6 protein-coding genes and 1 pseudogene are annotated in these 21,395 nt (G+C 37.4%); all 7 read left to right on the top strand.

Features of this window, described 5'->3' with window-relative positions; genetic code table 11:
- Positions 1–104: 104 nt before the first annotated feature.
- Positions 105–320 (top strand): annotated as a pseudogene (locus ACFIM1_RS07565) (integrase); the annotation flags it as partial.
- Between the two features lie 395 nt (positions 321–715).
- On the top strand, positions 716–3,817 hold the full coding sequence (locus ACFIM1_RS07560; protein ID WP_375609621.1) for an autotransporter outer membrane beta-barrel domain-containing protein: 3,102 nt from the start codon (positions 716–718) through the stop codon (positions 3,815–3,817).
- Positions 3,818–5,235: 1,418 nt separating this feature from the next.
- Positions 5,236–7,920 carry an autotransporter outer membrane beta-barrel domain-containing protein gene (locus ACFIM1_RS07555; protein WP_375609622.1) on the top strand — a complete coding sequence of 895 codons (2,685 nt, stop codon included), beginning with the start codon at positions 5,236–5,238 and terminating at the stop codon, positions 7,918–7,920.
- A 444-nt stretch (positions 7,921–8,364) separates the two neighbouring features.
- Positions 8,365–11,790 (top strand): autotransporter outer membrane beta-barrel domain-containing protein, encoded by a 3,426-nt coding sequence (locus tag ACFIM1_RS07550; protein ID WP_375609623.1) that lies wholly within the window; start codon positions 8,365–8,367, stop codon positions 11,788–11,790.
- Positions 11,791–11,994: 204 nt separating this feature from the next.
- Positions 11,995–14,640 (top strand): autotransporter outer membrane beta-barrel domain-containing protein, encoded by a 2,646-nt coding sequence (locus ACFIM1_RS07545; RefSeq protein WP_375609624.1) that lies wholly within the window; start codon positions 11,995–11,997, stop codon positions 14,638–14,640.
- Positions 14,641–14,807: 167 nt separating this feature from the next.
- Positions 14,808–18,890 (top strand): autotransporter outer membrane beta-barrel domain-containing protein, encoded by a 4,083-nt coding sequence (locus ACFIM1_RS07540; protein ID WP_375609625.1) that lies wholly within the window; start codon positions 14,808–14,810, stop codon positions 18,888–18,890.
- 170 nt (positions 18,891–19,060) lie between these two features.
- On the top strand, positions 19,061–21,395 hold a 2,335-nt coding region (locus ACFIM1_RS07535; protein ID WP_375609626.1), incomplete at its 3' end, for an autotransporter outer membrane beta-barrel domain-containing protein.

The following is a 21,395-nucleotide window of genomic DNA, read 5'->3' as shown; positions in this document are numbered from 1 at the left end:
ATAAATTGTACAAGAAAAGACTAAAGGTGCCTATAATGCACTGTTTCAAAGGTTAATGGTTGTCGTAAAATCCACGAGCTGGTAAAGTATGTGATGGTGTCGGCGTGCTGCTTCATAAGCATAAAGATGGGGCGGCTCAATGATTTTATCATTATACCATTTATGGGCGTTGTCGTGAAGTGGGCTTGGGAGCATTGAGAGATATCTCTTTAAAACAAGTACATGAATATGCAAAGCAATGGTTTTCTGTTTTGCGTGAGGGACGTGACTCCATTAAAGAGTGTGACAAACAAAAGCGTGAGGCAATAAATAATTTTCATTAAGGTACCATATTGATGCTTTCTAAAGCTCGTTTTTGAGAGCTTGTTTTTCACGGATTTAAATTATTTTTTCATTCATCTCTTTGTGGATTAATTTTTAAAGTTCACAAGGCTAGGTTGTATTTTTAATTAATTACACGTACCGGTTTTATTTTTTCTTTACACGAAATACAGAATGCATTATACACTTATAAATTGTGCTGTGTTATTATTCTCTTATAGATGGTTTTGCGCGTAGAGCTTCTGCTAGGTTTATTGGGATAATTCATTGCACGGTTCAAATGAGCATGAGGTATGTCCTTTTGTTACGCCTTTCATATTTTGAGGGGCACAAAGGGGTGTTTTGTAAGTGCTTTTGTTTTTAATGAGAGGGGTAGGAAAGTTTCGAGGGAACTATGATTAAAGTTTTTAGAAATCATGTATGTTTATATGTTTGTACAACAGCTATCCTTTCTTTGTTACAAAATGGAATAGTGGTTGATGCAAGTGCAGAGGAGCGTCATAATACGTCTTCTTATGGTATTAGCGTTAGCGGTATCGAGACTGATATTTATGTCCTCCCAATTGCTTCACCCATTTCAAATAGAAATTATCTTATCAGTGGTGTTGAGGGACATCCTATTGTTGAGGGGCATCCTATCTATACTGATAAGTTTAATGATAGTCATAGCTTTGGCTTTTTGGGTGGAGGGAGCGAGGAAAAAGGAAGTAAATATGCCCGTGAAATATATGAAAATGATAGGCTTATATTACACGATGGTACATATTATATATGCGATAATTGCGGGACAGATCCTAAAATTGATAATAAATCTTATACAATTACGAAAGAAAATGTTTCCAACTACCCTGCTAATCCCACTGCTATAACGGTGAAAGGAATAGGTACAAAGGTTAGCGGAAAAGATGTAACTGTTAGCAGTGAAGTTGCTGATGAGACTTTTCTAGTGGGTGTGCACGTATTAGAAAACGGTAAAGTTGTTTTAAAAGATCCGACTATCAAAAATGCAGTTATAGGCCTTCGTGCGAGTAATGGAGTGATTGAAGTAAAAAATGGAAAGATTGAGGAAAATCATGAAGGTGTTGATGCAGCAGAGAAATCGTTTGTTCTTTTAGAAGATACAGAAATTAAGACCGCTAATGGGAACGCAAGCCTTTTAAGTTATGATCATTCAGAAGTTTGGATGTCAGGTGGGGCGGTTGATTTTATGAACAGCCATGGGATTTCTTCGATGTTAGGTGGAAAAGTAAATCTCGAGAATGTTAAAATTACTGGGAAGGGTGACAAAGGTAAGGATCGTGCGGTTGTGCATATGGATTTAGGGGGGGCTGTTAATTTAGAAGGCACTATTGTTAGTACTGATAGGGGTATTCATGGCATATTATTAGAAAATACAGTCGATTCTATTCCTTTGCAGGAAGTTAAAGATTTATCAAATGAGGATTCTGATTCAAAAATTCCTGTGACTGAAGTTAATATGAAATCCTCTTCTGTTACCGTAAAGGGTAAGGAATCTTATGGGATCTATTTTCGGGGAAAGAAACCATGGAGTGAAGGGCGGGATAAAAAAGAAGAGATTTCATCAGAGGAAAAAGAAGCTTTACCACGATTAGAAGTTGTTAATTTGGATAAAACAGAGTTTTCTGTTTTAGACGATGCGGCTCTTTATGGTAGAAACATTATTTCTGGTGCGGTGGGGTTGGTGTACAGCACTCTTCGTTCAGGGAATTTTTTATTAAAAGCTGAGGAAGGTGCTTCTATAACAGTTTTGGCTGATGGTTCCACTCTGGAAGGTCGCACACATGTTGATAAAAATTCTAATGCCGAACTTTATTTGGGAGGCCGTTCTAAATGGATTTTACAACAACCGTTGCAAAAAGATCAAAATGAGTCTGTACATGATTCTTCTATTTCACTCGTTAGTCTTATGGATGATAGCTCTATTAACTTTAAAAGACAAGAATCTTCTTCTGTTGATGATTATCAAACCCTTCGTATTGGAAATGGAAAGGGTGAAGTTTATAGAGCACGGGGCGGTGCATCTATTTCTCTTAATACATACCTGAATAGTGGTGGTGCTCTTAATCACCAAAAGACTGATCGTATTTTAATTCATGGTGATGTTTCGGGAAAAACAATGCTTCGTGTGAGTGGTGTTGAAGGAAGCCCAGGAGGATACACGGGAAGGGGAAGGAATGATGAAGGTATTTCAATCATTCAGGTTTCTGGACAAGCAGAGCAAGATTCTTTTCAGTTGGAAGGTGATTATGTAGCGTTAAACGAATTACCTTATCAGTATAAGCTTTATAGTTATGGTCCAGGGTCTGAGTTTGGAAAAGCAAGCATGGATCAAAGATTAGTTGAAGGGAGCGGAGAATTTTGGGATTTTCGTCTTGAAAGTCGATCTATAGATTCTGATATTCAACCTAAACCAGATCCTCGTCCAACACCTCCCCCTGGTCCAACACCTCCCCCTGGTCCAACACCTCCTCCAGGACCAGCTCCGGAGCCTCGTCCTAAGCCGGGCGTTAAGGCTGTTGTTCCACAGGTTCCGACGTATCTCATTTTACCCAATGCCTTATTTCATATTGGCTTGATGAATGTTAGCAATCAAAATAAGCGGCTAGAAGCTTTGCGCATTGCTTCTGGGAACTTATTAGAAAATCGTGAAAATCCTCTCTTTTTTGTAAGCGGTTATGGCGGCAGTCATCGTTATACTTCAAATCTTTCCGCGCTTGAATATGGTTATGGCGGCGAGTTTGATTATAATGCACTAGAGGCAGGTGTTTTACTAAAAGCAATTGAAAATATGTATGGGACCACTTCTTTTGGAATTATCGGGTCTTACGAGAAATTTTCTTTGCAACCTTTGAAGGTTGAACAGAGTCAAAAAAGTACATTTGATAAATGGTCAGTTGCGGCATACGGTGGGATGCAACATGATGCGGGTTTTTATGTTGATAGTCTTGTGTCTTATGGTTTGTTTAAAGGTGATGTTCTGACAACTGCACGGGGAAAGACGGCAACATTAAAGGGAAATCCTTTAAGTGCTTCATTGACTGCTGGTAAAACATTTATGGTAGGGGATGATGGTTTTGTTTTTGATCCGCAAGTTCAGGTTGTTTATCAATATCTTCAATTTAATAAGGCACATGATGTGGACGGCTTTGATATTGATTTAGGAAAGCTTCATCAGTGGACAGCACGTGTTGGAGGGCGTTTAACAAAGAGGTTGGTTGCAGCGGATGAGGCTCGAGTTGTTTCTGTCTATGGCAAGCTTAATCTTGCGCATGGTTTTGCAGCAAAGCAATTTGTGCATTTTAAAGATGCTTTTGAGTTAGGCGCTTTTGGTTCTTCATTAGAAACAGGATTAGGTTTTAATGCCCAATTGTCTCAAAAATTTGCGCTTCACGGTGATTTGGTTTATCAGCACAAGCTAACGAAAGCTGGTTTTTCTGGAACGAGTTTTTCTGGTGGATTGCGTTATCATTTCTAGCATTGTTTCTATTTTTGCTAAATCTTTGAAAAAGCCACAAGATGTACTTGTGGCTTTTTCTCGTTCTTTATTCGTTTTATTGTTATAGCATTTTTACAGAGAGTGAGTTTGCATATCTTTAAGATGCTTTCTGGTTGGATTTTTTTTGTTTTTCTTGAGAAGTTTAATGCGTTTTTCAGTTATTGTTGTAGGATGTGTAGTTTATAGTGATTTTTATATTATTTATAAGGAACTGATTGATAAAGATATTTTTAATGAGAATCCTCCCAATATTGCGCTTGTAATGAATCTATAAAAAGCATTCGTTTGCATATCACAAGGTGGATTCGCAGGTGGATAAAAAATTGTTGAAGAAAAGAGTTCATAGATTTTTGTGAATTGTGTTAAGAAGAGGTGTATACAATATTTTAAAGTTGGCAAAACGAATACTGCTCTATTTTATCTAAACGTAATGGTCTTGTATCCTGAACTTTATTCTATTATGCCATAAAACACCGTTGTGTAGAGGGGTGATATAAGGCATGAAAATTTTTACATATTAAATGTTTTTAGATATTGTGATCCATATTCAGGGCAGAGCTTGTCTGTTTCCCCTATGAGGTGGACCGTATGAGTGGTCAGCAGGTGGAACCCGACGAGGGAAGCTGGACTGTTGACAAGCTAGTGGCGAATAAAAACCTCCATTCCTTGCGGTGTCGGGAGACGGTCAAATTATATCTGTTGTCATTGTACAATGGGGGGTGGAAAGACACAAGAGATATATCTGAGAAAATTGGTGGATTAGAAACATAAATAACGTATTATTTTTTGAAAGTGCGTTTTCTTTAAAGAATGTGATAAATAAAAAGATAAAATTATATGTCATTTTCACCTTTTAGATACGGCTCTGAATATTTTTAAATGTTGAAAAGAGATGGTAAAAATCGGAACAGATTTTAATTTTTACACTTTCTTCCTCTTTCTAAATTAGTTCGTATTTCCATAAACACTGCCTAAAACAGCTGTATGTGATAGCTTTGCTTCCCAATTTTGGCATATATTCAGTTTTGTCTGCTTACGAGTGCCTATTGTTTCAATATAATATTTATCTCGAATATTAATTATACACGCTTTGGGTATTGATTAAACAACAGTTAAAATAGGCATTCTTAATGTACAAAAATCTCTTAAAGCTGCTTTTAAATAACAACTTTAAAGATGATTTTTCTCTCATTTTTCAGTTATATTTTTGCAAATTCCTTATAAAAAAATAGATTTAGTCTGTATTTTTAGTAACTTTTAAATTCCATATTTACATAAAACACAAAAAGAATTAATAAGGTCTGCACAGTTAATCCAAAACGTACTAATTTTTCTCTTTGTTAAGTTTTCTTTGATACAGTACGTGTTACTTTTATGGGCAAAATTATGGTGTAATTATGGTCAATCTATTTAAAAATCGTTTTTCCTTATGTACTTTTACAACAGCATTTCTTTTTTTTGCACACAATGTTGATGCTATGGTTCAAGATGGTGCTGTTGTTAATACTGGGGTACAAGGTCGTTCTGGCGTTAATGGTAAGACACAAAATAATCAGGATCAATTTTCATGTATTATGAATAGTGAATTTTATCGGTGTAATGATGGTAAAAAACACTACTTTTACAATAAAAATTATCAAAAAACTGATGAAAATACGAATGAAACTGTTGCTATACAAGCATCTGGAAGAAAAACGCTTCTCTTCGGGAAAAATATAACTGTTAAGGATGCTTCAAGTGCTGTTATTTCAAAAGAAAGTTTTTGGAAGTATGGGGTCGTGGCGAGTGAACATGGACAAGTGATTATAGAAAGAGGAGAGATTAACTTTACAAAGGGTATCGGAGTTGAAGTAAGAAATTGGGGACAGGTCGATTTAAGGAGTAGTTCTATTACCGAACAAGGTAGTCAGGGGATGAGTATAGATGACCATAATGAAAATTCAGCTTTTCATGCGTTTGATGCTGGGAGTATCCATTTTGAGAAAGGTAAAGTTAATCTAGCCAATGCTCATGGTTTTTCAATGCATGGGAATAATATCGATGGGAAGGGTATCTTTATAACTATCGTGGATTCTACGGTTTTGGTAGAAAGTAATACGTCTTATGGGTTGCGTTTTTGGGAGGGACTAGGAGACAGAAATGAGGAAATGAAGGATCACGAGTATCCTCATTATTTTTATATTTTTGCGGGTGAGGAAGAGATGTTCGGAAGTCTTCCAAAAACGAACTTACCCGTACGAGGGATTGTTGGCTTGACAAGAACCTCTTTTACAGTTCCAAAGAGTGCAGCTATTTATAGCAGAGGATCTGGTGGTGTTGTTAGGCTGTTGGATAATTCCAAACTTTCTGGAGATTTATTACTGAAGGTTGAGGATGGCTCTTTTGTGAAGGTTTCAGTGGATGCTTCTACACTTGTAGGGGGGACACATGTTGATGAAAGTTCTTCTGCTGAATTTCGGTTGAGAGGTGATTCAAAATGGATTTTATCACGGCCGAAAAATAAAAATTTACAAGTTTCTAGTTCTATAGGTGTTTCATCAATTTCATTAATACATCTTATTGATAGTTCTATTATTTTTGAACAACCAGAAGCTAACATAGTTGATGGCTATCAAACACTTCGTGTTGGGAGAGGAACAGGTGAAGTTTATAAAGCACAAGGTAATGCACATCTTTATCTCAACACTTATTTGAATAAGGGGGGGGCTCTTCAGAATCAAAAAACGGATCGTCTTTTATTCCATGGTGATATTGAAGGAAAAACAATAATACATGTGCATGGTGTTTCAGGAAGTCCAGGAGGTGGTACGGGGCATTATGGAAATGATAAAGGTATCTCGATTATTCAGGTTTCTGGAACAGCAGAGAAAGATTCTTTCTTGTTGGATGGTGATTATATTGCATTGGACGGTCTACCTTACCAATATAGGCTTCATGCTTATGGCCCAAACTCTGAATTAGGAAGAGCGAGTGCGTCTCAAAGATTAGTCGAAGGTGAAGGAGATTTTTGGGATTTCCGCCTCGAAAATGGATTTGTTGATTCTGATACTACATTTAGATTAACTCAGAGTTCTAAACTTGGTTTAGGTGGTGAGCATCATTCTAGGCAAGGCGTTAAGGTTGTTGTTCCTCAGGTGCCAACTTATCTGCTTTTGCCAAATAGTTTATTCCACGCTGGTTTGATAGATATCAGTAATCAAAACAAGCAGTTAGAGATAGTACGGACTAATTTTAGTGGAATGTTGGAAATTCATGAAAATCCTGCTTCATTTTTGCGTGGCTATGGTGGGAGTTATCGTTATGCCTCAGATTTGTCTGCGCTTGAATATGGTTATGGGGGAGATCTAGGGTACTATGCACTAGAGACAGGTGTTTTGCTACAAACTGTTGAAAATGTTGACAGTGTTATATCCTTTGGGGTGATGGGGTCTTATGGAAAGCTTTCTCTACAACCTCGAGATGTTGCACAAAGCCAAAAAAGTACATTTGATAAATGGACTGCTACAGTTTATGGCAGTATGCAGCATGATGTAGGATTCTATGTTGATGGTTTGTTATCGTATGGTCTGTTTAAGGGAGATGTTCTGACAACTGCACGGGGTAAAACGGCAACATTGAAAGGTAACCCTTTAAGTGTTTCCTTGATGAGTGGTCAGAAAATTGCCACAGGATATGAAGGTGTTGTTTTTGATCCACAGGTTCAGGTTGTTTATCAGCATCTTCAATTTAATGAGGCCCGCGATATTGATAATTTTAATATTGAGATGGATAAACTTGATCAATTGATGGTGCGTATGGGTGGTCGTTTGATAAAGACTCTTACTGCGTCTGAAAAAGATCGTGATGTTTCTTTTTATGGAAAGATTCATTTTGCTCATGATTTTGGCAAAGAAAGAGCTGTGCGTTTTAAAGATTCTTTCCAGTTAGCGGCTTTTGGTTCTTCTCTAGAGGCTGGATTAGGTCTTAATGCTCGCTTGTCTCAAAAATTTGCGCTTCATGGTGATTTGGTTTATCAGCATAAGTTGAGTAAAGGTGGTTTTTCTGGAATCAGTTTTTCTGGTGGATTGCGCTATCGTTTTTAGGTGATCGTCTTGGGGTAAGTTGTTTAAAAAGCCATAAGCATAGCTTGTGGTTTTTTATTATTTGTTTGCAACTTTTTAAACAAGTTTTTTAAAAAAATGTTTTTTTGCATGAGCAAGTTTGTTTCTTTTTAGAAACGAGATAGGGCTTTCTGGTTTGCAGTTTTTGCTTCTTATGCTGTTTTTCTTCCTTTAGTGTATTTTTATTAAATTCTCTTGAAATCACCGCTTTGGGGTAGAGTTTTTATTTCTATCTATATTTTTACGCGTTTTTATAAATAATACAATTTTAAATTGTGATATTTTGGGATTCTGGCTTTACATAAAACATAGGGTGGATATATAAAATACAAAACGTATTTTAAATTATCACGCGTAACCAAATTTATTAAACAGAACGCGTGTTTTTTTGTTTTTAGAGAAGGGGAAGAAAGTTTGTAGAAAATTATGTTTAAAAATCATCTCTCTTTATGTCGTTTTACAACGGTTATTTTTTTCTTTGTACACAATGCTGATGCCGGTGGAATTCCTTCTGAAAAGAAGCAATATTCATGTAATGAAAGTGCTTCATTTTATCGCTGTAATGATGGTCAAACGCATGAAATTTCCCAGAAAACTTATCAACTTAGGGGTGAAAGTTCTGATGCAGCCCTAGAGGCATCAGGGGAAAATACGGTTATTGAGGGAAAGGCTATAATTATTAACGGTGTCTCAAATACAAATAGCCATTCAGAAACAAACGCTTGGACAACAGCTGTAAAGTCCTCAAATGGGGGAGGCGTTGCTCTATTTTATTCCATGTTAAATGATGTGTCGATAGGGGCCGATGTCAATGAGGAGGGAGCTTTTGAGATGCAGGATGGGGTGATTAAAGCAACCAGAATGGGGATCAGTGTTGCGGGTAAAGGGTCATTTGTTTCTTTGACTAAGACAGAGATTAAAATACCTTCTGATGTGATAGGTCTTTTGAGTCATAATGGTGCAAAAATTTATATGAAAGGAGGAAAAATTGATTTTGCTGATGGTATTGGTGTTCAAACAGGAGGAGATGGAGAAATTAATTTAGAGGGTGTTTCTATTACTGGGAAGGGGAAACAGGGAACAAATACAGATAATCATCGTGAAGGTTCTGCTTTTAGTATGCTTCAGGGGAAAGGCATGATTAATTTTCAGAAGGGCAATGTTAATGTTAACAATGCTCATGGCATTGTATTGCAGGGGAATAATCATAATGCTACTCATATTAAACATTCCAGTGTTTTTGTGAGAGGGAATGCATTTAATGGCATGCGCTTTTTTTGGGAAGCTGTATTAAATGATAAAAAAACAATTATACCAGGAAAAGGGGCGGTTCAGTTGACTCAGACAACTTTTATGGCTCCAGAAAGTACAGCTATTTATAGCCGCCAATTCGAAAGTTCTGTTAAACTCTTACAAAATTCAACAGTTTCTGGTGATTCACTCCTGAAAGCTGTTGAACGTTCCAATGTAAAAATTGAGGCTGATGCTTCTACCCTTGTAGGAGGCGCATATGTTGATGAAAGTTCTACAGCCACGGTAGAGTTAAAAAATGGTTCAAAGTGGATTTTATCGCGACCAAAATATGGACGATTGCAAAATTCTAATGCCTCTGATTCTAAGTTAGAGGATTATTCCGCCATTTCATCGGTCGAACTTACAGATAGTTCTCTTATTTTTGAAGAATTAAAATCTAAAATAACAGATGGTTATCAGACACTTCTCATCGGAAAAGGATCAGGGACTGTCTATAAAGCGCACGGTGATGTGAATCTTTATCTTAATGCATATTTGGATCAAGGAGGAGAGCTTGAAAAGCAAAAAACTGACCGGCTTTTAATCAATGGTGATCTTGAAGGACAAACGACAGTTCATGTGTATAAGGTTCCTGGAAGCCCAGGGGCATCGACGGGAGATGGCGGTAATGATCAGGGTATTTCCATTATTCAGGTTTATGGGCAAGCTGCTGAAGATTCTTTTCAGTTAAAGGGGGGGTATGTGGCACTTAAAGATTCCCCCTATCAATATCATCTTAAGAGTTATGGTCCAAGCTCTGCTTTAGGGACTGCAGATTTCAATCAAAGAGTGCTTAAAAATACTGGAACATTTTGGGATTTCCGCCTCGAAAGTAAATTTGTTGATTCTCCCTCTCTTGATTCTACTGAAATTGTTCCTCCTGCTTCTGATGAGACTCCTTTTTTTCCTAAAATTCATCCTAGTCTTACTGGAAGTGAGGTTGATGCTATCGATTCTCATTCTCAGCAAAAACCTCAGGAGCCAAGTCTTTATTCTTCTGTAGATTCTCTGGAGAAGGATTCCCATCTTATGACCACACCTGATACATCTGATGCTTTTGTGCTTAATGCTCCAAATCATCCTCCTCCTTCTCTTGCACCTGTTATTCCCGTTATTGCTGAAGCTCATCCAGTTGTGCCTACATCAGATTCATCTGTACTGTTCCCTGTTTCACCGACTAGTTCTGTTGTTTTTGTCCCCCCCGCATCAGGTTTACCTGTACCGCCCCCTGTTTCACCGACTAGTTCTGTTGTTGTCCCTCCCACATCAGGTTCACCTGTACCGTCCCCTGTTTTACCAACTAGTTCTGTTGTTTTTGTCCCCCCCGCATCAGGTTTACCTGTACCGCCCCCTGTTTCACCGACTAGTTCTATTGTTGTCCCTCCCACATCAGGTTCACCTGTACCGTCCTCTGTTTCACCGACTAGTTCTGTTGTTGTGTCCCCTGCATCAGGTTCATCTGCTTCACCCTCTGTTCTTTCTACTTCTTCTGTTGTTGTGCCGCCTGCATCAGGTTCATCTATCTCGCCTTCTGTTCCATCCTCTGTTATACCACCTGTTTTTGAGCTTTCTTCTCATTTTGAACAAAATATGAGAGCTGTTGTTCCGCAGGTTTTGACTTATATTCTTGTGCCAAATACCTTATTTCATGCTGGATTGGTGGATATCAGTAATCAAAATAAGCAGTTGCAAACACTGCGAACTTTTTCTAGGCGGTTGTTGAAAGTGAGCGAAAATCCCGCTTTGTTTTTGCGCGGTTACGGTGGACATCACCGTTATACTTCAAATTTGTCTGCACTTGAATATAGATATGGAGGCAACCTTGATTATAATGCACTAGAGGCAGGTATTCTACTCAAGAAAATTGAAAATGCGTACAGTGTAACATCCTTTGGAATTATAGGCAATTATGGCAAGCTTTCTTTGCTGCCTCGGGAGGTTAAACAAAGTCAAGAAAGTACATTTGATAAATGGACAATCACAGCATATGGGAGCATGCAACATGATACGGGGCTTTATATGGATGGTCTCGTCTCTTATGGTTTGTTTAATGGAAATGTTCTCACACTTGAGCGAGGTAAGACGGCTACATTGAGAGGTAAACCCCTGAGTGTTTCCTTAACTGCTGGTAAAACATTTACGATAGGTCGTCGATATTTTATTTTTGAACCTCAGTTTCAATTTGTTTATCAAAATCTCCAGTTTCATAAGACTCGTGATATTGATAATTTTAATATTGATATGCAAAGACCAGATCATTGGGAGGTGCGTATTGGGGGACATTTAACCAAAACACTGACATTGACTAAAGAGACACATGTTCTTTCATTTTATGGCAAACTTCATTTCATTCGTAATTTTGATGATAAACAATTTGTGTATTTTAAAGATGCTTTCCAGCTTGGTTCTTTGGGTTCTTCTTTAGAAGCAGGGGTTGGGTTTAATGCCCGTCTCTCATCCAAACTTTCTCTTTATAATGATCTCATTTATCAGCACAAATTTACGAAGGCTGGTTTTTCCGGAACACATTTTTCTGGTGGTTTAAGCTATCATTTTTAATTGTACTTTTCCTTTAATTTATCTTTTGTAAAAAACAATAAGCACAAAACATGATTTTATTGTGTTATTTTTACGATTTTTAACTTTACATATAATACAAAACGAATTATGTGGACGACACATAGTAATAATAACCTGTAAATGATCCAGATGTATTTTTTCGGTTTTTGATGAAGATAAAATGAAGAAAGTTTAAAGTAAATTATGATTAAAGTATTAAAGCGCCATGTGTGTGTATGTTCTTTTACAACCTCTATTTTTTTCTTTGTGCACAATATAGATGTGAGTGCAGAAGATTATAAACCCTCATGTAATTCCCTTTTTAAATCGTATTCGTGTGATGTTGTTGATGCCGCTAAGACTATTGAAAGAAGCGACCAAGAACAAGAATATGTGAAAGGATTGGATACAAGTGTTAAAAGTGATGTTTCTATGTCCCAATCCAATAATGCAGTTATTGAGCTGAAAAAAGGTAAAGAGGAAAAAGGCATTTCAGGAATTAGTGGGACTTTGGAATTTAATAAATCTGAGAAGATTACATCAGCTGTGGTTGTGTCAAAAGATGATACAAGTTCTTTTAAGAAAGTTTCTGTTAAGGGAAATGGTGAAAAGGAAAAAAGTAGTAAGATATCTCAATCAGTATTTGGCGTGAAGCAGGGCGGTTTTCTCTTCGTTGATGATGGTGAAGTTCATGTTACAGATATTCATGGTATAGCGATTGAGAGTGCAGAACCGATTTTTAAGGAAAGATCACTTGAATTGCGGGATAATTTTATGTCTTTGGTTTCTGTGGAAAACTCAAAGATCACTCTTAAGGGAGATGGAGCTCATGGTTTGCATTTTAGGGGAAACCCTTCGCAAAATGAATATCAAGAGGGAGAGCTTCTTACGAGTTTAGGTGAAGTTCGATTTAAAAAAACAGCTCTTCATGTTCCCAATGGTACAGCTATTTATAGTGATGATGCGAGGAGATATCCTTACATTACAGCATCAGAAGGTTCTCGTATCTTTGCCGATCGGTTATTAGATGTTAAGAATAATTCATTTGTTGCGCTTGATGCCTATGCGTCTTTTCTTGCAGGGGGAGCACAGGTTGAGAAAGGTTCTTACGGTAGTGTTGAGTTGTTCAATCAATCAAAATGGACTGTAAAAGCAAGTAAAAGTGCACTTAAGAAGAATGGGAAAGGTCCGTATTTTGCAGATTCGTCTGTTTCATTTGTAAGGCTTATTAATAGTTCTATTTTATTTAATAAACCCCAAAACGGTTATTATCAGAGACTTCATGTAGGAAGCGTAGAGGATAAATCCAGTGACTATGCTTATATTGCGGGAGGGGATGCACGCTTATATGTTAATGCACATCTTGCTACCAATGGTACAAGCAAAAATGTAAAAGCTGATACACTTGTGATCTATGGTGATGTTTACGGAAAAACCAAGGTGTATATTGTAAATCCTTCGGTGACTCTAGGGAAAGGAAAGACGCTAAAAGTTAAGAAAGGAGATCGCCATGATACTTCAATTATTCAGGTTTATGGAAAAGCAGCGGAAGATTCTTTTAAACTGGCAACTGGTTATGTTGCTTTAAGAGGAGCTCCTTATCGATATAGTCTGCGTGCGTATGGTCCAAACTTTTCCCATGGACACGCAAAAGTGGAAAATAAATTAGCTAAAGGAACAGCAGTAAAGCATAATGGCGATTTTTGGGATTATCGGCTTGAGGCTGAACATATTCAGCGTTCTTCTTATCAGTTGAAAAAGCGTGCTCAGTTGAAAAAGCGTGTTTCTCATTTCCGTGTGTCTCGTTCTTTAAACGCTCATCCGCATCATAATAATGTTGTTGCCGGTCATGATGCTTCTGCTCATTATCTTGAAGAGGGCGTTAAAGCTGTTGTACCACAAGTTCCAACCTATCTATCAATGCCTAATGCTTTGTTTCAAGTTGGTTTGATGGATATGAATAATCACAACAAACTTTTGGAGACATTGCGTACCACTGCTGGGGCTTTGGGAGAAAATGGTAAAAAACCTGCATTTTTTGCGCAAGGCTACGGTGGAAGTTATCATTATGTTTCTGATCTGTCTGCGCTTGAATATGGTTATGGCGGAAATTTGAATTATAACGCTATAGAGGCAAGTATATTGCTCAATGCGATTGAGGATACATATCACACTTTGAGCTTTGGAATAATGGGGAACTATGGGAAAATTTCTCTACAGCCTCAAGATGTTGAAGAAAGCAAAAAAAGTACATTTGATAAATGGTCTGTTACAGCATATGGCAATATGCAGCATGATGCAGGATTTTATATCGATGGACTTTTTTCCTACGGGTTATTTAAAGGGGATGTTCTGACACAAGCAAGAGGCAAAACAACAACATTGAAGGGGACACCTTTGAGTGCTTCATTGGCTGCCGGTAAGTCATTTATGACAGGACATAAGGGACTTATTTTTGATACGCAAGTTCAGGTCGTTTATCAAAATATACGATTTGATAAGACCTCTGATATCGATGGATTTGATATCGAAATGGGAAAGCTTGATCAGTGGGTGATGCGTGTTGGCGGGAATTTAAGCAAGACGCTTGCTGCTTCTGAAGAAGGGCATGTTGTTTCTTTCAATGGGAAACTTCATCTTACCAATAGTTTTGGCGGAAAACAACGTGTGCAGTTTGGAGATGAATTCCAATTAGGAGCTTTTGGTTCTTCTTTAGAAACTGGAGTGGGGCTGAAGGCTCAGTTGTCTTCAAACTTTGCATTGCATGGAGATGTGACTTATCAGCATCGTCTTAGCAAAGCTGGTTTTTCAGGGACGATTTTTTCAGGTGGTTTACGCTATCGTTTTTAGATGCCTATGAAATATAGAGTAATTTTTACATAAGTTATGCAGTGTTGTGAGAAGTATAAATGAGTATTAAGTTTTATACTTCTCATTGTTTGTGTGTTTAATTTAGCTTTATGGAGAATATTTTTTATTTTTAAGTAATGGGGTAAAGGACCAATTATAATAGAATTATGGTTAATTTATTAAGCGGATATAGATTTTTATTTATTACGGCGGCTATTGTTTCTTTTTTGCCAATTGTGAGTGCTAATGCTAAGCCTAATAATTTAGGAACTCCCTGTAATGTAGCAAAGAGTTTATTTACATATAATGATAGTAAAAAATACACGATAAGTAATAAAAATCATACTTTTTCTGTTTTTCCACAAGATGCTTTGACTGCGGTTGTATCTATAGAAAAAGCAGGGACTGTTTTAAATTTGTTACAGATGAATATTATGGCGGATAAAGCAAAGCAGTCATTTTTATATAGTGCATCTGTAAAAGATGATGGCAAGCTTGTTCTAACCAATTCAAATATTAAGGATATGTCCGGTTTTCGTGTTCAGAACGGGCAAGTTGTGATGAATAGAGGGAAGATTGAAGGTAGTTTGCAAGCTGTATGTGCAGAAGGAAAAAAAACCGATATTGCTTTAGTGAGCGTCAATATTGATATTGTATCAGATAATTTGAATGCAAAAGGGTTTGGATTTGTTAGTAGTTCTGATGCATTTGTTAGGATGTCAGACAGTACTATTACTTTTAATGAGATTGGTGCTTTTTCAACACAATTTGGGGGAAAATATCTTATTGATACCACCGATATTCAAGGCAAAGGTAAGAAATACACGATTATAGTTGATGATGAGAGTATTGATGAATTTCCAAGAGCTTTTGACATATCGCAGGGTGGTAATGTTCATTTGCGTGGTGATTCTATTCAGCTGACTGATATGCATGGCTTCTTGATTACGAATTTTGCAGGTTATGCAGATGCTGAAGGTAAGTTGATTCAAGAATACGCTTCATCAAATGCGTTTAAAAAGACAAATATTAAGATTGAAAGATCAAAAATTTCTGTTCAGGGTGAGGGGTTATATGGTCTGTATTTTTATGGATTGAATCCAGATGTATGGGTTGATATGTTTAAGGTAGAGGATGAAAAATTTTCAAAAATAGAAAAAATTGTTTGGGGTGAAGCGTCTTTGCATTTGTCAGAGACAACTTTTTTAGTTCCTGATGGTATTGCCATTTATAGTACCGGAGATGATATTTATGGAGCTGAAGCTACCATTGAATTAACAGAAAGAACAAGGATCTCTGGTGATTTATTGCTAAAGGCTCAAAATAATTCTTCTCTTCTTGTTAAAGCAAAGGATTCTATACTTACAGGAGGTATTCGTGTTGAGGATGCATCGACTGTTCATTTAGAATTAACACATGGCTCTTCATGGTACCTCACCAAAAGGAAACATACAGATTTGCAGGAAACATTTCCTGTAGATTCATCACTTTCGTCTATAAGCATTTCTAATAGCACAATTTTTTTTGATAAATTTATATCTAAAGATTATCAAACGCTATATATTGGAAAAGTATATATTGAAAAAGGACGTGCTCTAAATGACATAAATCCAATAGATGGAATACAATATGATAAAGAAGCCTATGATGCAAAGGGAAATGTACAGATTAAGATGAGTACGTTTGTGAATAATGACGGCTCGTTTAATCCTCAAAAAACTGATCGTATTTTGATTTACGGGAATGTCTTGGGAGAGACACTGCTCATGATGGAAAATTTTTCCAAAAGTTCAGAAAAAGAAGCAAGCAGTAAAGGAAGCAATAGTATTTCACTTGTTCAAGTTGCTGGGACAGCGGAGGAGAGTTCTTTTAAATTGCATAATAATTATATTACAATTGATGGTTTGCCTTATCAATATCGTCTTCGCGCTTATGGTCCAGGTTCTTCTTCTGGAAAAGCGGAGCCAGGGAATAGATTGGTTGCAGGAAGTGAAGATTTTTGGGATTTTCGTCTCGAAGGTGTTTATATTGCTCCTGAATTAGATTCTTCTGAGTCTAAATCTACTTCTATTTCGTCTTTAAGTTCTACGCTTTTACCACCCCCACTTGAATCAGAAACTATTTCTTCTGAGGCACTAGCAGAGCCTAATTTGCCTACATCTTCTCCGTCTGCACAATCTCCTTCTGTTGAGCTAGTGTCTCCATCTACACCGTCTTTACCTGAAGGATCTCCTCCTATTGGTTCTCTTTCACCCTCATCTATTGAAACAAACTCTTCTTTTGTTGTACCGTCTATTTCGGTAGATTCTCCGCTTACGGATTCTACTATTGTTCCTACAACTGTAGAATCAATGTCTTCAAGCCCTGAGTTATCTACTTCTATAGTTCCTTTGCTTATGGATTCTGTTCCATTTGTACCTGTTCCAGATGATCTAAAGGATTCTCTTTCTGCGCAGTCTATACCTGCATTGTCTTCTTCAGTTGAAACTTCTATTGAAGAGGTGTTGTCATCTACGCCCTCTGTTTTAGTAGATACATCGTCTACTCCTTCTACTTCCACTTCTTCTATAACTGTTCTGCCTTCTGTGCCAACCAATCCGGTTACACTTCCGTCTAAGGATTCTGTTTCTACTGTTCCTACACCTGTGAAAACAAGGTCTTATGGGGTTGAGTTATCTACTTCGGTAGATCCTCTGCTTACGGATTCTGCTCTATCTTCATTTATTCCAACTGTTCCAGAGAATCCTTCTGCTGATGAGGTGTTGCCATCTGAGCCATCTGTTCCAGTATCTTCTTCATCTACGGATTCTGTTGTTCTTCCTTCTGAACCAGTTGAATCAAAGTCTTCTGAGCATCCCTCTGCGCCAACTGTTCTAGAGAATTCTTCTAGTGAGCAACCTACGGCGGCATCGTTTGTTTCAGGTGAAACTTCTATTGAAGAGGTGTTGTTATCTGAGTCATCTGTTCCGGTATCTTCTTCATCTACGGATTCTGTTGTTCTTCCTTCTGAACCAGTTGAATCAAAGTCTTCTGAGCACCCCTCTGCACCCACTGTTTCAGACAATCCTTCTGCTGTGCCTATGCCTGCACCATTTGTTTCAGTTGAGACTTCTACAGATGAGGTTATGCCATCTAAGCCCTCTGTTCCGGTCTCACCTTCATCTACGGATTCTGTTTCTCCTCCTTCTGCCCCTGTTGAACCAAAGCCTTCTGAGTCCTCTGAGGCTTTAGATCCTTCGTCTAATCTCTCTATACCGCTTGATGTTCCCCCTGAGCTAGGTATTAGAGCTGTTGTTCCTCAATTGCCAACTTATCTCCTTTTACCAAATGCTTTGTTCTATGTTGGTTTGATGGATACGACCACGCAAAATAAGACGTTGGAGACAATGCGGAATGCTTTTCATTCTTCTTGGAAAGAGAATGAAAAGACAGCCTTTTTTCTGCATGCTTATGGGGGGAGCCATCATTATGCTTCCAATTTATCTGCTTTTGAATATGGCTATGGCGCAGAGCTCGATTATAATGCACTTGAAGCAGGTGTTTTATTGAACGAGATTGAGAGTTTATATACTCGTATATTCTTTGGTGCTTTGGGAAACTATGGAAATCTTTCTCTACACCCTCAGGATGTTGAACAAAGCAAAAAAAGCGCATTTAATAAATGGTCTGTTGGGGCTTATGGAAGTTTGCAGCATGATACCGGTTTTTATATGGATGGGGTATTGTCATATGGCCTTTTTAAGGGAGATGTTTTGACCCTTGCACGAGGCAAGGTTGTTGCATTAAAGGGTAAACAGTTTAGTGGTTCTTTAACGAGTGGTAGAACGTTTGCAATAGGTTATAAAGGAGTTGTTTTTGATCCGCAGGTTCAGGTTGTTTATCAGCATCTTCAATTTAATCAGGCGTGTGATGTTGATAATCTTGATGTTGATTTAGGAAAATTTGATCAATGGGTGGGGCGTGTTGGTGGGCGTTTAAGCAAGACGTTAGGTGTTGTGGAAGAGGGACGTGTCGTTTCATTTTATAGTAAGCTTTCTTATTTGCATAGTTTTGAAGATAAGCAATTCGTTTCTTTTAAAAACGATTTTCAGTTAGGTTCCTTTGGTTCTTCTTTGGAAGCAGGGGTTGGGTTTAATGCCCGTCTCTCAACAAAACTTTCTCTTCATGGAGATGTTACTTATCAGCATAGATTTAAGAAAGTTGGTTTTTCCGGAGCGATTTTTTCAGGTGGTTTACGCTATCATTTTTAGATGCCTATGAAATATAGAGTAATTTTTACATAAGTTATAAAGTGTTTTGAGAAGTATAAAATGAATATTAAGTTTATACTTCTCATTGTTTGTGTGTTTAACTTAATATTATGGGGAATATTTTTTATTTTTAACTAACAGGGGGAGAAAGGCAAATTGGGAATAAAGTTATGGTTAATGTATTAAGCGGGTATAAATTTTTATTTATTACAACAGCTATTGTTTCTTTTTTGCCAATCGTGAGTGTTAATGCGAATCCTAATAATTTAGGAACTTCCTGTAATGTATCAGGGAGTTTTTTTACGTATAGCGATAGTAAAAAACATACGATAAGTAATAAAAATTATATTCCTTCTGTCTCTTCTCTAGATGATTTTATTGCTGTCTTCTCTATAGAAAAAGAGGGAACTGTTTTAAATTTATTAGAGACAAATATTATCTTGCATAGGCCAAAGCAGTCATTTTTATATAGTGCATCTGTAAAAGATGATGGCAAGCTTGTTCTAACCAATTCAAATATTAAGGATATGTCCGGTTTTCGTGTTCAGAACGGGCAAGTTGTGATGAATAGAGGGAAGATTGAAGGTAGTTTGCAAGCTGTATGTGCAGAAGGAAAAAAAACCGATATTGCTTTAGTGAGCGTAAATATTGATATTGTATCAGATAACTTGAATGCAAAAGAGATTGGATTTGTTAGTAGTTCTGATGCATTCGTTAGGATATCAGGCAGTACTATTACTTTTAATGAGATTGGTGCGTTTTCAACACAATTTGGGGGAAAATATCTTATTGATACAACCAATATTCAGGGCAAAGGTAAGAAACACACGATTGTAGTTGATAATGAAACTATTGATGAATTTCCAATAGCTTTTGACATATCACAGGGTGGTAATGTTCATTTGCGTGGTGATTCTATTCAGCTGACTGATATGCATGGCTTCTTGATTACGAATTTTGCAGGTTATGCAGATGCTGAAGGTAAGTTGATTCAAGAATACGCTTCATCAAATGCGTTTAAAAAGACAAGTATTAAGATAGAAAAAAACAATATTTCTGTTCAGGGTGAGGGAGTATACGGTCTGTATTTTTATGGATTAGGTCCAGATGTATGGGGTGATATGTTTAAGGTAGGGAGTGAAAAACTTTCAAAAGTAGAAAAAATTGTTTGGGGTGAAGCATCTTTGCATTTGTCACAGACAACTTTTTCAGTTCCTGATGGTATTGCCATTTATAGTACGGGAGATGATATTTATGGAGCTGAAGCTACCATTGAATTAACAGAAAGGACAAAGATCTCTGGTGATTTATTGTTAAAGGCTCAAAATAATTCTTCTCTATTGGTGAAAGCAAAGAATTCTATCCTTACAGGGGGTATTCGTGTTGAGGATGTATCAACTGTTCACTTAGAATTAACACATGGCTCTGCATGGTATCTCACCAAAAGGAAACATACAGATTTGCAGGAATCTCTTCCTGTAGATTCATTACTTTCGTCTATAAGCATTTCTGATAGCACAATTTTTTTTGATAAATTTATATCTCAAGATTATCAAACGCTATATATTGGAAAAGTATATATTGAGAAAGGAAGTAATCTAAATGACATAAATCCAATAGATGGGATACAATATGATAAAGACGCTTATAATGCAAAGGGAAATGTGCAGATTAAGATGAGTGCGTTTGTGAATAATGACGGCTCGTTTAATCCGCAAAAAACTGATCGTATTTTGATCTACGGGAATGTTTTGGGAAGTACACTGCTCATGATAGAGAAATTTTCCAAAACCTTAGAAGGAGAAGCTGGCAATAAAGGGAGTCAAAGTATTTCACTTGTTCAAGTTGCTGGGACAGCAGAGGAAAGTTCTTTTAAGTTAGCCAATAGTTATACTACAGTGAATGGATTTCCTTATCAATATAAACTTCGTGCCTATGGTCCAAGTTCTTCTTCTGGAAATGCAGATCCAAAGAATAGATTGGTTGTTGGAGAAGGGGATTTTTGGGATTTTCGTCTCGAAAGTGTTTACATTGGTCCTGAATTAGATTCTTCTGAAACTGCTTCTAAGCCAACGTCTACAGTTTTACCTCCTCAATCTGAGGAAGAGACGGTTCCTTCTAAACGACCAACAGAGACTATTTCACCTGAACAACCCCCTTCTGTTGAGCCTCCACTTATACCATTTACACCTTCTTTGCCTGAGGGATCTGAACCGTCTGAAACATTTATCCCTACGGATTCGACGCTGACTCCTTCTGCACCAGTTCCGTCTCCCTCTGTACCAACAGTTCCAGAAAATCCTTCTGCTGTGCCTATGCCTGCACCATTTGTTCCAGTTGAGACTTCTACAGATGAGGCTATGCCATCTAAGCCCTCTGTTCCGGTATCACCTTCATCTCCAGATTCTGTTCCTTCTGCTTCTTCCCCTGTTGAACCAAAGCCTTCTGAGTCCTCTGATGCTTTGGAACCTTCGTCTAATCTCTCTATACCGCTTGATGTTCCGC

This window comes from Bartonella sp. AC158YNML, from assembly GCF_042196725.1.
Lineage (GTDB): Bacteria > Pseudomonadota > Alphaproteobacteria > Rhizobiales > Rhizobiaceae > Bartonella.
This window is presented reverse-complemented; position numbering and strand designations above follow the sequence as displayed.

Excerpts from the sequence above, each read along its gene's own strand:
- ACFIM1_RS07560 (WP_375609621.1), top strand. The coding sequence starts at position 716 with ATGATTAAAGTTTTTAGAAATCATGTATGTTTATATGTTTGTACAACA.
- ACFIM1_RS07545 (WP_375609624.1), top strand. The coding sequence starts at position 11,995 with ATGATTAAAGTATTAAAGCGCCATGTGTGTGTATGTTCTTTTACAACC.
- ACFIM1_RS07540 (WP_375609625.1), top strand. The coding sequence starts at position 14,808 with ATGGTTAATTTATTAAGCGGATATAGATTTTTATTTATTACGGCGGCT.
- ACFIM1_RS07555 (WP_375609622.1), top strand. The coding sequence starts at position 5,236 with ATGGTCAATCTATTTAAAAATCGTTTTTCCTTATGTACTTTTACAACA.
- ACFIM1_RS07550 (WP_375609623.1), top strand. The coding sequence starts at position 8,365 with ATGTTTAAAAATCATCTCTCTTTATGTCGTTTTACAACGGTTATTTTT.